The 14976-nt window shown below is 39.4% G+C and carries 15 protein-coding genes; 9 read left to right on the forward strand and 6 right to left on the reverse strand.

What is annotated here, in order from left to right; genetic code table 11:
* Window positions 1–36: 36 nt before the first annotated feature.
* From ABE954_RS10530 to ABE954_RS10540, 3 genes are all read left to right on the forward strand, one after another.
* On the forward strand, window positions 37–369 hold the full coding sequence (locus tag ABE954_RS10530; RefSeq protein ID WP_042843608.1) for a multidrug efflux SMR transporter: 333 nt from the start codon (window positions 37–39) through the stop codon (window positions 367–369).
* Between the two features lie 48 nt (window positions 370–417).
* Window positions 418–723, forward strand: coding sequence for a DUF333 domain-containing protein (locus tag ABE954_RS10535; protein ID WP_042843609.1), 306 nt, complete (start codon window positions 418–420; stop codon window positions 721–723).
* 293 nt (window positions 724–1016) lie between these two features.
* Window positions 1017–3299 (forward strand): FdhF/YdeP family oxidoreductase, encoded by a 2283-nt coding sequence (locus tag ABE954_RS10540; RefSeq protein WP_042843610.1) that lies wholly within the window; start codon window positions 1017–1019, stop codon window positions 3297–3299.
* Between the two features lie 92 nt (window positions 3300–3391).
* Here ABE954_RS10540 and dsbB read toward each other — a convergent pair whose 3' ends face one another.
* Both dsbB and nhaB read right to left on the reverse strand, forming a co-directional pair.
* A complete protein-coding gene (gene dsbB, locus ABE954_RS10545; RefSeq protein ID WP_048607298.1) occupies window positions 3392–3907 on the reverse strand; it encodes a disulfide bond formation protein DsbB in 516 nt (171 codons plus the stop codon).
* A gap of 152 nt (window positions 3908–4059) precedes the next feature.
* Window positions 4060–5610, reverse strand: a complete 1551-nt coding sequence (gene nhaB / locus ABE954_RS10550) for a sodium/proton antiporter NhaB (RefSeq protein WP_042843612.1) — start codon at window positions 5608–5610, stop codon at window positions 4060–4062.
* A gap of 221 nt (window positions 5611–5831) precedes the next feature.
* Here nhaB and fadR point away from each other — a divergent pair, with 221 nt between their 5' ends.
* Complete coding sequence (fadR, locus tag ABE954_RS10555; protein WP_042843613.1) at window positions 5832–6548, forward strand: fatty acid metabolism transcriptional regulator FadR; 717 nt, start codon at window positions 5832–5834, stop codon at window positions 6546–6548.
* Window positions 6549–6650: 102 nt separating this feature from the next.
* Here the strand turns inward: fadR and ABE954_RS10560 are convergent, their stop codons facing one another.
* Window positions 6651–7004 carry a hypothetical protein gene (locus ABE954_RS10560; RefSeq protein WP_048607296.1) on the reverse strand — a complete coding sequence of 118 codons (354 nt, stop codon included), beginning with the start codon at window positions 7002–7004 and terminating at the stop codon, window positions 6651–6653.
* A gap of 389 nt (window positions 7005–7393) precedes the next feature.
* Between ABE954_RS10560 and ABE954_RS10565 the strand changes: the two genes are divergently transcribed.
* The 3 genes from ABE954_RS10565 (at window position 7394) to ABE954_RS10575 (ending at window position 10726) form a co-directional block, all read left to right on the forward strand.
* Window positions 7394–8695, forward strand: a complete 1302-nt coding sequence (locus tag ABE954_RS10565; RefSeq protein WP_048607295.1) for a D-amino acid dehydrogenase — start codon at window positions 7394–7396, stop codon at window positions 8693–8695.
* 68 nt (window positions 8696–8763) lie between these two features.
* A complete protein-coding gene (gene alr / locus ABE954_RS10570) occupies window positions 8764–9843 on the forward strand; it encodes an alanine racemase (RefSeq protein ID WP_210787139.1) in 1080 nt (359 codons plus the stop codon).
* A gap of 130 nt (window positions 9844–9973) precedes the next feature.
* Window positions 9974–10726, forward strand: a complete 753-nt coding sequence (locus ABE954_RS10575) for a MipA/OmpV family protein (protein WP_129465961.1) — start codon at window positions 9974–9976, stop codon at window positions 10724–10726.
* Window positions 10727–10810: 84 nt separating this feature from the next.
* On the opposite strand, the gene ABE954_RS10580 is transcribed toward ABE954_RS10575, so the two are convergent.
* Together ABE954_RS10580 and gapA are read right to left on the reverse strand one after the other, a co-directional pair.
* Entirely contained in the window at window positions 10811–11692 is an 882-nt protein-coding gene (locus tag ABE954_RS10580) for a D-hexose-6-phosphate mutarotase (RefSeq protein ID WP_371025432.1), read from the reverse strand.
* A 341-nt stretch (window positions 11693–12033) separates the two neighbouring features.
* On the reverse strand, window positions 12034–13029 hold the full coding sequence (gene gapA / locus ABE954_RS10585) for a glyceraldehyde-3-phosphate dehydrogenase (protein ID WP_004911198.1): 996 nt from the start codon (window positions 13027–13029) through the stop codon (window positions 12034–12036).
* 355 nt (window positions 13030–13384) lie between these two features.
* On the opposite strand from gapA, the gene msrB reads away from it, so the two are divergent.
* Both msrB and ABE954_RS10595 read left to right on the forward strand, forming a co-directional pair.
* Window positions 13385–13798 carry a peptide-methionine (R)-S-oxide reductase MsrB gene (gene msrB / locus ABE954_RS10590; RefSeq protein ID WP_042843621.1) on the forward strand — a complete coding sequence of 138 codons (414 nt, stop codon included), beginning with the start codon at window positions 13385–13387 and terminating at the stop codon, window positions 13796–13798.
* A 162-nt stretch (window positions 13799–13960) separates the two neighbouring features.
* Window positions 13961–14218 (forward strand): YeaC family protein, encoded by a 258-nt coding sequence (locus ABE954_RS10595; protein WP_048607291.1) that lies wholly within the window; start codon window positions 13961–13963, stop codon window positions 14216–14218.
* 131 nt (window positions 14219–14349) lie between these two features.
* Here ABE954_RS10595 and pncA read toward each other — a convergent pair whose 3' ends face one another.
* Window positions 14350–14976: a bifunctional nicotinamidase/pyrazinamidase gene (gene pncA / locus ABE954_RS10600; RefSeq protein WP_371025433.1), complete on the reverse strand. Its 627-nt coding sequence runs from the start codon at window positions 14974–14976 to the stop codon at window positions 14350–14352.

Consider the following 14976-nt stretch of genomic DNA (forward strand, 5'->3'; position numbering starts at 1 on the left):
TTTTACCGTTAATAATTTTAATAATAAGGAAAATGTATGAAAGGGCTGAGCTTTTTATTTATTTCTATTATCGCTGAGGTTATTGCTACGACAACGCTTAAGGCTTCAGATGGTTTTAGTCGTTTTTGGCCTTCTTTAGTGGTGGTGATTGGTTATGCGGTGTCTTTTTGGGGACTTTCGCAAGTAGTCAAAGTAATGCCATTAGGGATAGCTTATGCGATCTGGTCAGGGTTAGGGATTGTGTTAGTTTCTATTGCTGCAATTTATATTTACAACCAAAAGCTCGATTTACCTGCAATTATTGGTATGCTGTTTATTATAGTTGGTGTTTTAATCATCAATCTACTCTCAAAGAGTGGTACGCATTAATAAGTGCTACAAAATCATTATGTAGAGCGAGTGTTAGCGGAGAAAGAAATGAGACTTAGAATCAATTTGCGGTTACAAACGATAATGTCAATGGTTGCTGCTGGGGCATTCGTTTTCACTTTATCCGCCTGTAGCAGTTCTGGTGGAAATAAAACCGACCAAGCAGATACCGTAGCTGCAAATTATGCTCAACAAATTGTTAATTTGGGCCCAGGTGTACAAGAAGCTTGTGTTTCGGCTGGCGGTTTACCTGCACTTACTCTAGAGTTAAATGGAACTCAAACTGCGGTTTGTCAATTCGCCAATGGTAAACGTTGCGCTGCTGATATTATTCAATCCGGTGCTTGCATATAACTCATCTTTTTATGAAATGTATTAACCTCTTATTAATCGTTAATATGAGGTTGATTACTTATTAAATATTAAACATTAAATTCATAAAATAATTTTAATAATTATTTATTAGGTTTTATTTTTATTTTAAAACATTCATTTGTCCATCATCTAATTGCGAGCATCTATTTAAGTCCTTAATTTAATTATTGATATTTAATTTTTTAATTACTAGTATTAAATTGTAAAAGCAATTTAGATAATTATAAAAACGCAGATAAATACATGTTCTATTTATTAAAGAGTAATGACAAATGAAAAAGAAAATTGAAGAATACACTGGACCTGCCGCCGGTTGGGGGGCAGTTAAAGCTGTTGCAGAAGCATTGCGCGAACAAATGAAAGTGGGTCATGATATTATTGCAATGTTTGATATGAATAAGGTCGACGGCTTTGACTGTCCGGGGTGTGCGTGGCCAGATCCAGTACATACCGCTTCTTTCGATATCTGCGAAAATGGAGCCAAAGCCATTGCTTGGGAGGCCACATCAAAACGTACTACCCCCCATTTTTTTGAAAAACATACAGTAACTGAATTACTTGATTGGGATGATTTTCATTTAGAGAATGAAGGACGTTTAACGCACCCAATGAAATATAATTCATTAACAGATAAATATGAACCGGTCGAATGGGATGATGCATTTCAACAAATAGGAGAGCGTCTGCGGAGTTATTCTGATCCAAATACTGTTGAATTTTATACGTCAGGTAGAACTTCGAATGAAGCGGCATTTTTATATCAATTACTGGCCAGAGAATACGGAACAAATAATTTTCCTGACTGTTCAAATATGTGTCATGAGCCCACAAGTGTTGGGCTAGCTGCTTCGATAGGGGTTGGTAAAGCAACGGTATTATTAGAGGATTTTGATAAAGCGGATTTAATTATTTGTATCGGCCATAACCCTGGGACTAACCATCCACGAATGCTTAGTTCGTTACGTGAAGTTTCTAAACGGGGAGCTAAAATTATAGCGATTAATCCGTTAAGAGAACGTGGTCTTGAACGTTTTACATATCCGCAAGACGTAATAGAAATGCTGACATTAGAATCAACCCCACTTGCTGGTCATTATTATAAAGTGCGGATTGGGGGAGATACAGCTTTAATCAAAGGGGTCATGAAGCGGCTGATTGAGCGACATCAGGCGGCCATTGACTCAGGCGAAAAAGCGCTCCTAGATACCGAGTTTATATCAGCCCATACCGATGGGTATGAAACATTAAAAAATGATTTATTGACGACCAGTTGGGACGATATTTTAAGGGTATCAGGCTTATCGCATGAGTCTATTGATGAAATCGCAGACCTTTATATTGAAGCGAAAAGCACCATAATTTGCTATGGCATGGGGATAACTCAGCATCAGCATGGAACTAAAAACGTACAGCAATTAGTCAACTTATTGTTGCTGAAAGGTAATATTGGGCGAGAAGGCGCAGGGATTTGCCCACTAAGGGGGCACTCTAACGTACAGGGCGACCGTACGGTCGGGATCACAGAAAAACCATCTAAAAGTTTTCTTGATAAAATTGAACAGCGTTTTGGTTTTCGTCCTCCGAGTGAGTTCGGTCATGCTGCAGTTGCCAGTATGCAAGCGATTTATAATGGGAGTGCAAACGCATTAATCTGTATGGGGGGCAACTTGGCGGTTGCCATGCCTGATAAAGATGCCTGCTTTGAAGGCATGAAAAAGCTTGATTTGGCTGTGCATACTGCGACTAAACTTAACCGTTCTCATTTATTAACAGCCAAAAATACATTCATACTACCAGTGCTGGGGCGAAGTGAAATCGACAGGCAAAGTAGTGGAGTGCAATGCGTGACAGTGGAAGACTCAATGTCAATGGTACATGCCTCAAAGGGATTATTAAAACCTTGTAGCCCTTATTTGAAATCTGAATGTGCCATTGTTGCAGGGATTGCCAAAGCGACAATACCGAATAGTAAAGTTGAATGGGATGCTTTCATTGGTAATTACGACCTGATCCGTGATGCAATGGAAGCAGTATTACCCGGTTTTGATAACTTTAACGCCCGCATCAAAATACCGGGAGGCTTTCACCTTACAAATGCGGCTTCTGAGCGGCGTTGGTTAACTAAATCAGGTAAAGCTAATTTCATTCCAACTGTTGGGGTGATTGAAGACCCTAATTCAGCGGTAAATAGTGAGCTAGTTCTTGCGACATTGCGCAGCCATGACCAGTATAATACGACCATATACGGGTTAAATGACCGCTATCGTGGGGTATTTGGGCAAAGGGATGTCGTTTTTATTAGCGGTGCTGAGGCGCAAAAACAGAAATTAAAAGCGGGGGATAAAGTTAACTTAATTGCGTTAGATAGCAACCAAAAACCGACTAAGCGCCGTTTAGATAATTTAACGGTGGTTATCTATGATATGGCTGACCGTTGCGTTGCGACTTATTTCCCTGAAGCCAATAATTTAATTTCATTGGATAGTTATGACCCGGAATGTGGGATACCTGCCTATAAAAATATCCCAATCAAATTAGAACACGTAATACAGTAATTATGTGTATTTATATTTATCAATCAGATTAAATGTAAGATATCCCCCTAGTTTGAAATTAAAGCTAGGGGGATACAATAAGAAGGTTTAAATCATTTTTTAGCAGGGAAGAATTGGCTAATGGCAACAATAATGGCGATAACAAAATAAACAGCAAAAATACCAATCAACCATTGAGGCATATCGAGCCCTAAAAATGCCCACTGCCTAACCGCGCAGTCACCCGTCGCTTCAAATACTGCTGGAACCCAAGTTTGCAATGGTAGCCAATCAGGGAAGTTCACAAAGAAATCACAAGATGCGAATGGAGAAGGATAGAGCTGGAGCATGGTATGTTCCCAAGAAAGCTCTAAGCCACGCCAAGCAGAATAAACCCAAATAATGATAGCAACCCAACGAATGATAATATTACGTGGTGCAATTGCGCCTATTAAGCCGGCAGCCATAACACCAAGTAATGCAACGCGTTCATAGATACACATTACACAGGGTTGTAGTTTCATCACATGTTGAAAATATAGAGCAGCACACTCGAGCATGAAGGCAGTAAAGGCCATCAATAGCCATGCACCTCTTCCTTGTGAGCAGTAGTTAAAAAATCTGAACATACTTAATATCCTAATTGAGTGATGCGCACATTTTGCCCTTATCAGACGGATAAAAAAAGCACTTAAAGTGAAATAATGCAATTTTAGATAGGGTTTTACGCAAAATTACAAATGAGCCGTATTTGCATACGGCTCATAGTTTATCAGTATAGTTATTGTGCAAATGTAATCAAACCAATACTTTCCATCCAATAGGTTATTGGTACTAGCCATAACTCAACGCCTAATAAGCCGACAATTGTCATGACAATGGTATAAGGCAAAGCCATCCATACCATCCGGCCATATGATAAACGGATCAAAGGTGATAACGCTGAAGTCAGCAAAAATAAGAAAGCAGCTTGACCATTAGGGGTGGCAACAGAAGGTAAGTTTGTCCCTGTATTAATTGCAACCGCTAGAAATTGGTATTGTTCCATTGATACTAAGCCGTCATTTGCTGCTTTTAGGGCTTCGGTAATATACACAGTCCCAACAAATACATTGTCTGAAACGGCAGATAATAGGCCATTGAACAGATAGAACAATGACAACTGCGACGATTCAGATGACTGTAATACAAATTGAATAAACGGAGTAAATAGCTGTTGGTCAATGATAACCGCTACAATACTAAAAAACACCGTAAGTAATGCGGTAAATGGTAGCGCCTCCTCGAAAGCTTTACCTAGAGCGTGTTCTTCTGTGATGCCGCAAAAAGCGGTTGCCATCACAATGACCGATAACCCAATTAAGCCAACTTCTGCTAAATGGAAAGCAAGAGCCACAATTAACCAGATACCGATTAAACCTTGAACAATCAGTTGTGCCAGCTCTTTTTTGGTGCGTTTTTCAGTTAGTTTTTTATCGTGCTCGGTTAATATTTGGCGCACGGAAGCAGGGAGTTCAGCTCCATAACCAAATAACTTAAACTTCTCGACAAGAAAGCACACTAATAACCCACAAATAAAGACAGGAATAGTGACGGGCGCCATACGGATATAAAAAGTGATAAAGTCCCAGTTAACATGTTTAGCGATGATCAGATTTTGTGGTTCCCCCACCATTGTCATCACCCCACCAAGGGCAGTACCAATACCCGCATGCATCATTATGCTGCGCAAAAAAGAACGGAACTGTTCAAGTGTTTGTTTTTTTTCTGTGCTATCAATAAAACCATCATTTTGTAAGTCGGTATCGCTGTGTTGGTTAGAAGCATATTGATGGTAAATAGAATAAAAACCAATTGAGACGCTAATGACTACGGCTATAACCGTTAAGGCATCTAAAAATGCAGATAAAAATGCACTCGCCATACAAAATGCAAGGGAAAGGATGCGTTTAGAACGCACGTTTATCAACAGTTTGGTAAAAACGAACAAGAGCAATTGCTTCATGAAGTAGATACCGGCGACCATAAAGATCAACAGTAAAATAACCTCAAGGTTATTGCTTATTTCATGTGAAATTTGTTTTGGTGTCGTCATGCCGATGATCACGGCTTCGATTGCTAATAACCCCCCAGGTTGCAATGGATAACACTTAAGTGCCATTGCTAAGGTGAATATAAATTCAATTACCAATAACCAGCCTGCCACAAAAGGGCTGATAAAATAGAAAACAACAGGGTTTATTATTAGAAATATGATAATTGCTAATTTGTACCAATCTGGTGAATTTCCAAGAAAATTTTTCAAAAAAGCACTTTTTAAACTAAAATCCATTATGGTTCGTTATCCTCTTTATACGGATGTCGTGTAACGTTCTATTACATACTACTCTGATCTTTTATCGATTATAAGCCCATTTGCTAATTGATAATGTATGAATTATATGGGAATTCTATGATTCGTCTCACTCTTTATTTTGAGTCTAACTATATCAGGAGACGACAATCTGGTATGATTTCCCCAATATCCGTCTAAATGTTTGGAATAATAAAAATATGGTTATTAAAGCTCAAAGTCCGGCAGGTTTCGCGGAAGAGTACATTATTGAGAGCATATGGAACAACCGTTTTCCACCAGGTTCAATACTACCCGCTGAGCGTGAACTCTCCGAGTTAATCGGTGTAACACGCACAACTCTTCGCGAGGTGTTGCAACGTCTAGCGCGTGACGGTTGGTTAACTATTCAACATGGTAAACCAACAAAAGTGAATAATTATTGGGAAACATCAGGCCTCAATATTTTGGAAACACTGGCCAGATTGGATCACGATAGAGTGCCTCAGCTAATTGATAATTTATTAGCTGTGCGGACTAATATTGCTGCAATTTTTATTCGTACTGCATTTCGTAATAACCCTGAAAAGTCGTTAGAAGTGTTAGCTGGCCGAGAAAAAGTTGATGATAATTCAGATGCATTTAGTGATTTGGATTATAACGTCTTCCGTGGGCTTGCATTCGCATCAGGTAACCCTATCTACGGTTTGATTATTAATGGCTTAAGAGGGCTATATACGCGTGTTGGGCGTTATTATTTCTCTAATCCTGAAGCAAGACGCCTTGCATTAAGTTTTTACCAACAATTGAGTAATCTTTGCCGTGAGCAAGCATACGATCGCATTATGGATTGTGTCCGAAATTACGGGAAGGAAAGTGGCTTAATTTGGCATAGTATGCAGGGTAATATGCCTTCAGATTTAGCACACACTCGCTAAATTAGGTAATCGATAAGGCATAAAAGCCAGCCCGCATCTTATGTCGGCTGGCTTTTTTACAAGTGAATGATTGACTAGATTAGTAAATACAATATGTATTAACTAGAGTTTGCTAGGACATGTACAGTAGCGAGGGATAGCAATATCTTCGGAATAATCTACATCTTTATTTTCTAACCGAGTAATTATTTTGTTTAATTGCTCACTTTCGCTTAAAACCAAATGTTCACCCTTAGTTACACAATTGAATTGAACTGTAGTTTTAACATAAGAAACTGCCGTTGCTGGGGGGGTACATATAGGAAGGGGCCTTATAGAAAAGCATATATTTTTCCCTTTATCTTTTATCAAATTTCTTTTCATGGTGGGTTCGCAATACTCTTCTGCAATACTTGGGGCTATAGATAGAAAAATTACATTCAGGGCGCAAATAATAGGGATGATCTTTTTAGTCATATACTTTCCTTTAACATTTTTAATCGTTTTTTTCATAATGGATTATTATTTGGATAAATAAACTAGGAAAGAATATATTTTCAGTATAAAAATTTAAGTCACGTAATTTGTAAACCCACCCATAAAAGACAGTATTCATTAAATTAAAGTATAAAATATCGAACTTGGTTTTTTTGAGATTAATTATTTTTATTTAAAATCAATTTGATATGTTCTTTTTTGTTTTTTGGCTCTAATTTCACTAGAATAATTAACTTTTTTGTAAATAAAAATCATCAAGTGTTGGTTTTATTATCTATTTTGTTAAAAGTGTTAATTCACCACATTGGCAAATGATTTCTAGAATATTATCCTAAATAATAATTGAATACTTTGCATCTGGGGTGCTTATGAAAGTTCTAGTGTTAGGGGCAGGAGTGATTGGTGTTACAACAGCATGGTATTTAGCTCAAGAAGGCCATGAAGTACTGGTTGTTGATAGGCAGCATGATGTAGCAGAAGAAACCAGCGCAGCTAATGCAGGGCAAATATCCCCTGGTTACGCAACGCCATGGGGGGCACCAGGCATACCACTAAAAGCAGTGAAGTGGATGTTTGAAAAACATGCTCCATTAGCTATTCGGCCTGATGGTACGTTATTTCAGTTGCGCTGGATGTGGCAGATGCTGAAAAACTGTGATATTCAACATTATGCGATGAATAAAAGCCGCATGGTAAGGATTGCGGAGTATAGCCGCGACTGTATTCGGCAACTTAGGGCTGATACGGGGATTGGCTATGAAGCCCGTCAAGGGGGCACATTACAGCTGTTCCGTACAGCTAAACAGTTTGATAATGCTGCTAATGATATTGCAGTGTTACAACAGGAAGGCGTGCCTTATGAGCTTTTAACATCCGACCAACTCATTAAAGCTGAACCTGCATTAGAATTTGTTAAACATAAGCTAACTGGTGGGTTGAGGTTGCCGAATGATGAAACCGGTGATTGCCAGCAATTTACTAAAAAACTCGCTAAAATGGCACAACTAGCTGGGGTTAAATTCCAATTTGGTCAACAGGTTGAACAAATTTTAACGGATGGTAAACGTATTAGTGGTATCCGTATTGATGGCCAAATCGTGCAAGCGGATCAGTATGTTGTTGCTATGGGGTCTTATTCAACATCAATACTACAGGGTCTTGTGCAAATTCCGGTTTATCCATTAAAAGGGTATTCATTAACAATGCCGATTATTGATGAGCAGCGTTCACCCGCTTCTACCATACTTGATGAAACTTATAAAATTGCTGTAACGCGTTTTGATGATCGCATTCGTGTCGGTGGAATGGCCGAAGTTGTCGGTTTTAATCTTGATGTCCTTAAAAAACGCTGCGAAACCTTAAAAATGGTGGTACAAGATTTATATCAAGGTGGTGGTGATATCGAAAAGGCTCAGTTTTGGACTGGGCTTCGGCCTATGACGCCAGATGGCACACCAATAGTCGGGCCAACGGCATACAATAATCTATATCTAAACACGGGGCATGGCACTTTAGGTTGGACAATGGCATGTGGTTCTGGAAAACTGCTGGCGGATTTAATTTCAGGTAACACGCCTGATATTGCTTCGGATGATTTGTCTGTATTTAGGTATCTTGATGGTTTTAATACCAAGCTTGTAAGCAGCGGTCATTTGACGCCAGTGCGTTAAATGGGAGTACATGAAGTTGCAATTACAGTCTATCGCTGATTAAAAAATAATGTATTTAAGGAATTAAGATGCCACGCCCAATTAGTGCGGTTATTCATCTACAAAATTTGCAACATAACTTATCTATAGTACGGCAGCACACAGAAAAGTGTAAAATTTGGTCAGTCATGAAGGCGGACGGTTATGGTCATGGTATAAAGCATATTTGGCCAGCATTAAAAGAAACCGATGGTTTTGCTGTGTTAGATCTTCATGAGGCAATTTTATTGCGTGATGAGGGGTGGAAAGGGCCAATTTTGTTATTAGAGGGCTTTTTTCAACCACAAGACTTACAGCTGATTGACCAATACAATTTGACGACCAGTGTCCATAGTGACTGGCAATTAGCGGCTATTGAAAATGCACAGTTTTCTGCGCCAATTTCAGTATATATCAAGTTGAATAGTGGTATGAACCGGCTAGGTTTTTCTCATACTGACTATGAAACTGTAGTCGAACGGTTAGCAGCTATCCCCCATGTAAAAAGCTTAACCTTAATGAGTCATTTCGCAAATTCAGATACAAAAACAGGTGTAACAGTACCTTTTCAACTTATTCAACAGTATCAACATTTATCATTAGAAACCTGCATTGCTAATTCAGGGGCTGCATTATGGCACCAATACACGCAGTATGATTGGATCCGAACTGGTATTTTATTGTATGGCGCTTCACCTAGTGGCAAATCGGCAGATATTATAGGGTTAGGCCTGAAAGCTGCGATGAGTTTACAATCAGAAGTGATTGCAATCCATGAAATTGAAGCCGGGCAGTCGATTGGTTATGGAAGCAGGTTTACCTCGACTAAACCAATGCGTATTGCAACCGTTGCATGTGGTTATGCCGATGGCTATCCCCGCCATGCGCCTAATGGAACGCCAGTATGGTGCCAAGGAATGCGTTGTGCACTGCTTGGGGCTGTTTCTATGGACATGCTAACAATTGACGTGAGTGATTGCCGCAATTTGCAATTAGGGGATAAGGTTGAACTGTGGGGGCAAAATTTACCTGTTGATGATGTTGCTCATGCAGCGGGGACTATTGGGTATGAATTATTGTGTGCATTAGCAAAAAGAGTTCCTGTATCTTACCAAAACAGCGTAGAATGAATGTTAACCAATTTTGCTGTTTAATTCACATATTTAGCTTTAAATGTGATTTAGGTTATGAGTATTGGGAATAGTTTCGGATTGATATAATATATCAGTGATCCATTTCTCATTTTTTTTAGGTTTTTATATGTCTAAAACGATTAAGTTAACCACACTTGCAGTTGCATTGAGTGTGTTATCAAGTACTGCACTTGCCGGTACATGGTCAGTAGGTGCTTCAGTATTGGCGCAATCGACACCTTATAAAGGGATTAAATCCCGTGATTATCTAACTCCAGTTCCTATCGTGAATTATGATAGTGAAAATTTTTACTTTCATACATTAGCTGCAGGTTACTATTTGTGGAATGATCAGCAAGACCAATTATCATTGGATGCATATTATTACCCACAATTTTTCAAGCCTAAAGAAAATGATAACGATGCCATGCGTGAGCTAAACCGCCGTCGTGATACTGTCATGGCGGGTTTAACCTATCGACATAAAGCGGATTGGGGGACATTAAGGTTTAATGGCTCCGGTGATATCTTAGGGATCAGTAATGGCTTACGCGCTGAAGCAGCTTATTTATATGGCTTTGAAGGTGACAAATGGTCTCTGACTCCAGGTGTAGGTATTAAGTGGGATAGTAAAAATCAAACACGTTATGAGTATGGGGTTTCTTCCAAAGAGTCTCGTAATAGTGGGCTAAAACGTTATAAACCAAGTGACAGCTGGTCACCGTACTTAGAGTTGTCAGGTAATTACCGTTTTGATGAAAATTGGACGGCTTTCGCTATGGGACGTGTAGACTTCATGTCGAGTGAAGTTAAAGACAGCCCAATGGTAAATAAAGATGTTTCTGCGATCTTATGGACAGGGGTAACTTATACTTTCTAATTTTACCTTATAAGATTGCTATGAATAAAAAATACCCTCTGAAAGGTAATTTCTATCAGGGGGTATTTTTTTGAAATTAGATTATTAATCTTGTGGTTTATTCTCACGAGTAATTATCACAAGGGATAAACGGGCAGGGTGTTGTGCATCACTTTTCATTGGCACATTGATACAGGCAGTTTCAACGCATACCATTTGTTTATACCCATTATTTGGCATGTCTTGCATGCTACATGATAATTCAGCCCAAGGATTCCAGCAGACAACATCACTGTTATGATAATGGTGAATCTCAATAGTACGAGCCCAGCCGTCATCACGTAATAAACTGTATTCTTCGGGTTCAGAGTAAATGCGGTCAATATGCTTATTGAATTTAAGCGCTTCATTTTCATATACTTCTTTATCCGCGACTTTATCAAAATAGTGACCACCTAACCCATAGACGGTAGCCTTTTGAATATCGCTAATATTGAAGTAGGTGTGAAGTGCCGCTGTAGTTTCGAAGTCCCCATAACTTTCTAATTCGAGCTCACAGGTTTCACCAAGCTTCATTCTCAGGATTAAGGTAAATTCATGAGGCCATAATTTACGGGTATAATCGGTATCTGTGAGTGTAAAGGTTAAAATTACACCATCTTCATGTTCATTATGTGCGGTGAACTGCCAAGGTAAGAGACGAGCAAAGCCGTGGCTAGGTGGGGAAACCGGACCAAACCATGGCCAACAAATGGGGATACCACCACGGATCGCGACACCTTCTTTGAAGGCACTTTCGGAACTTAACCAAAGGCATGGTTTTTGCCCAGCAGGTTGCCAATCAATGAGCTGAGCACCTTGTAAACTGACAGCGCCACAAACTTTAGGATGTGAAACGACAATTAGGGGGAGATCGCCAAGTTGGCGTTGTGTGATATAAGCAGACAGCTGCTTAATAACAGGTAGAGCAAAAATTTTGTCGTGCATGGTATTAGACCTGTGTTAGTGGAACAGAGTTAATACTCGCCATACTTCAAACTGCGGTATTGTTGACTACGCTCATTCACATCTAGTCATAAACGTGTGTATGCGTTTAGCGACTTATTTGTTGCTTTGCTGCAATTTAGATTATTTAGAGTATCTATTCGCATACTTCAAGCGTAGTGAATAACATTCATTTTAAAACAAGTCATATTGATAGCGTATCGAATAATGGTATTAACGATAAGCGAAGAAGGCAAAATTATGAAGCGTTAATTTTATATTCAATACAGATACAAAAGAGCCGCCATATTGGCGGCTCAATCAGACTTGTTGCTTAACAGTGCTTATTTAGAGATATGAGCAATTAAGTCTAATACTTTGTTAGAGTAACCAGTTTCGTTGTCATACCAAGAAACTAACTTAACAAAGTTATCATTCAGAGCGATACCTGCTTTAGCATCGAATACTGAAGTCAGTTTTTCACCGTTGAAGTCAGTTGATACAACATCGTCTTCAGTATAACCCAGAACGCCTTTTAACTCACCTGCTGCTGCTTCTTTGATAGCATCACAGATTTGAGTATAAGTTGCTGGTTTTTCTAAGCGTACAGTTAAATCAACAACAGATACGTTAGGAGTAGGGACACGGAAAGACATACCAGTCAGTTTGCCATTCAGTTCAGGGATAACTTTACCTACTGCTTTAGCAGCACCAGTTGAAGATGGGATGATGTTTTGAGCAGCACCACGACCACCACGCCAGTCTTTATGTGAAGGGCCATCAACGGTTTTTTGAGTTGCAGTTGTTGCGTGAACAGTTGTCATTAGACCTTCAACGATACCAAATTTATCGTTGATAACTTTAGCCAGTGGAGCCAAGCAGTTAGTTGTACAAGAAGCGTTAGAAACGATTTCTTGACCTGCGTATGCTTTGTGGTTAACGCCCATAACAAACATTGGGGTGTCATCTTTAGAAGGACCAGTTAGAACAACTTTTTTAGCGCCTGCTTGGATGTGTTTACGCGCTGTTTCGTCAGTCAGGAAGATACCTGTTGCTTCAGCGACTACATCAACACCGACTTCGTTCCATTTCAGATTTGCAGGATCTTTTTCTGCAGTCACACGGATTTTTTTGCCGTTTACAACTAGGTGACCATCTTTAACTTCAACAGTACCGTTGAAACGACCATGAGTTGAGTCGTATTTCAGCATGTAAGCCATGTATTCTGCATCAAGCAAGTCGTTGATAGCAACGATTTCAATGTCAGAACGCTCTTGTGCAGCACGGAAAACGATACGGCCAATACGACCAAAACCATTAATACCTACTTTGATAGTCATAGTATTTCCACCAGCTATTTATTCGTGAATTAAGTTGTAGTTAAAGTTACCAAAACCTTGCCAGCCGTCAAGCGGAATCGTGTCAATTATTGAAAAAAATCAATTCTGATACCACTAACTGCTTATTTGTCAGCCACTTTAGTGACAAATACAGCCGCACGTATTATCGGGATTGTGCAGCATAATGAAACCATCTATCAGTGATATATGTGATAGGGTTCACAAATCAAAACGGAAAGTAAGATGCTTCTTAGTTTAGAATAGTTTTACAGAAAATGTTGTTAATTTTTTGTTGATTGAAATTGATGTATGATAGTAATTAAACTCTCTATTTATTTAAATACATGGGTAAATTATGTCAAGTAAAGAAAGACAAGGCATTGATATTTCAGAGCTAAATGAAATGCAGCGTTATGTCACGCAACAGGCGGGCACCGAGCCCCCATTTAGTGGGCAATTATTGCATAACCGTAAAGATGGTGTGTATGAATGTCTGTGCTGTGGTTCACCTTTATTTATGTCTGAGACTAAATTTGACGCGGGCTGCGGGTGGCCAAGTTTCTACCAACCCATCAATGATGACGCCATTAAATACATTGAGGATTTTTCTCACGGGATGCACCGTATTGAGGTACGTTGTCAGAACTGTAATGCGCATTTGGGGCATGTATTTCCTGATGGTCCAGAGCCGACGGGCCAACGCTATTGTATTAATTCAGCATCATTAAGCTTTTTGGATGATGAGGGAGGCGAAAAGGTACGTGGTTAGTGAGCTGAAGCAAGCTGAAGTTGAAAAAAATACCATAGCAATAACGATTCAGCTATATGGGCAAAAATAATAATAACCAAATACGAATACATTATCTTTTTAAGGAGCATTACGGTGAGTGTTGAAGTAAACCCAGAACAACTTGAGCAACTACTAGCGGCGATGACCCCAGAGATTTATGAGCGTCTAGTGACAGCGGTTGAGTTAGGTAAATGGCCTGATGGCGTTGCATTGACTCGCGAGCAAAAAGAGCACAGTTTGCAAATGGTATTATTGTGGCAATCACGGAACAACCATAACCCAGAGCATATGACTGTTGGGACTGATGGTGAAATTACGATGAAAAGCAAACAAGAACTGAAAGCCTTATTCCAAGGTGAAATGTTAGCAACATTGAAGCCACAAAATAATGATGAATAGGGTAGGTAAGAATTAGTCATCGAAAGAATAATAAAAATACCATTGCGCGAGTGACAGGGTCACAACAAGTTTTCTCAGCATTATCATTGTGATAAGTATTTGAGAAAACTTGTATATACACAAATATTGTCTTAATTTAGGTCGGCAAGGGTGATTAACTTCGCACCTTCCTTTTCCATACTTTGCAGTGCTTTTAAGCTATCATCAGCAGCTAAATTAACGCCTCGGCACCCATCGGTGAGGACATCAACCGTATAGCCTAATTTTAATGCATCTAATACTGTGAACTTCACACAATAGTCAGTGGCAATCCCCATGACTATTAGATGGGAAATATTCTGAGTCTGTAGCCACCCATGTAACTGGGTTTGGCTGACTCTATCGTTATCAAAAAAAGCACTGTAACTATCGACTTGCGGGTTTTCACCTTTGGTAAACACCTGTTCAATGGCTTGCTGGTTCAATCGTGGGTGAAAATTAGCGCCAAGCTCACCTTGCACACAATGTACTGGCCACCAAACTTGGTCAAGGCCATTGAGTTTGCCTATCTCACCGACTTTTGTGCCTGAATTAACAGCAAAGCTCAAGTGTGTGGCGGGGTGCCAATCTTGGCTGGCAATAATGGTGATGCGTTGTTGTGTACAGTGTGCAATGGCTTTATTAGCGACCTCAATGACATGTTCGCTTTCATTAACGGCTAATGCCCCGCCAGTACAAAAATCATTTTGTAAATCGACTAACAATAAAGCTGTTTTCAT

The sequence above is a fragment of the Providencia sp. TYF-12 genome, from assembly GCF_041344805.1.
Taxonomy (GTDB): Bacteria; Pseudomonadota; Gammaproteobacteria; order Enterobacterales; family Enterobacteriaceae; genus Providencia; species Providencia huashanensis.

Coding starts and splice junctions, on each gene's coding strand:
- ABE954_RS10530 (WP_042843608.1), top strand. CDS start 37: ATGAAAGGGCTGAGCTTTTTATTTATTTCTATTATCGCTGAGGTTATT.
- fadR (WP_042843613.1), top strand. CDS start 5,832: ATGGTTATTAAAGCTCAAAGTCCGGCAGGTTTCGCGGAAGAGTACATT.
- msrB (WP_042843621.1), top strand. CDS start 13,385: ATGTCAAGTAAAGAAAGACAAGGCATTGATATTTCAGAGCTAAATGAA.
- nhaB (WP_042843612.1), bottom strand. CDS start 5,610: ATGGATTTTAGTTTAAAAAGTGCTTTTTTGAAAAATTTTCTTGGAAAT.
- ABE954_RS10540 (WP_042843610.1), top strand. CDS start 1,017: ATGAAAAAGAAAATTGAAGAATACACTGGACCTGCCGCCGGTTGGGGG.
- ABE954_RS10595 (WP_048607291.1), top strand. CDS start 13,961: ATGACCCCAGAGATTTATGAGCGTCTAGTGACAGCGGTTGAGTTAGGT.
- pncA (WP_371025433.1), bottom strand. CDS start 14,976: ATGAAAACAGCTTTATTGTTAGTCGATTTACAAAATGATTTTTGTACT.
- dsbB (WP_048607298.1), bottom strand. CDS start 3,907: ATGTTCAGATTTTTTAACTACTGCTCACAAGGAAGAGGTGCATGGCTA.
- ABE954_RS10535 (WP_042843609.1), top strand. CDS start 418: ATGAGACTTAGAATCAATTTGCGGTTACAAACGATAATGTCAATGGTT.
- gapA (WP_004911198.1), bottom strand. CDS start 13,029: ATGACTATCAAAGTAGGTATTAATGGTTTTGGTCGTATTGGCCGTATC.
- ABE954_RS10565 (WP_048607295.1), top strand. CDS start 7,394: ATGAAAGTTCTAGTGTTAGGGGCAGGAGTGATTGGTGTTACAACAGCA.
- alr (WP_210787139.1), top strand. CDS start 8,764: ATGCCACGCCCAATTAGTGCGGTTATTCATCTACAAAATTTGCAACAT.
- ABE954_RS10580 (WP_371025432.1), bottom strand. CDS start 11,692: ATGCACGACAAAATTTTTGCTCTACCTGTTATTAAGCAGCTGTCTGCT.
- ABE954_RS10575 (WP_129465961.1), top strand. CDS start 9,974: ATGTCTAAAACGATTAAGTTAACCACACTTGCAGTTGCATTGAGTGTG.
- ABE954_RS10560 (WP_048607296.1), bottom strand. CDS start 7,004: ATGACTAAAAAGATCATCCCTATTATTTGCGCCCTGAATGTAATTTTT.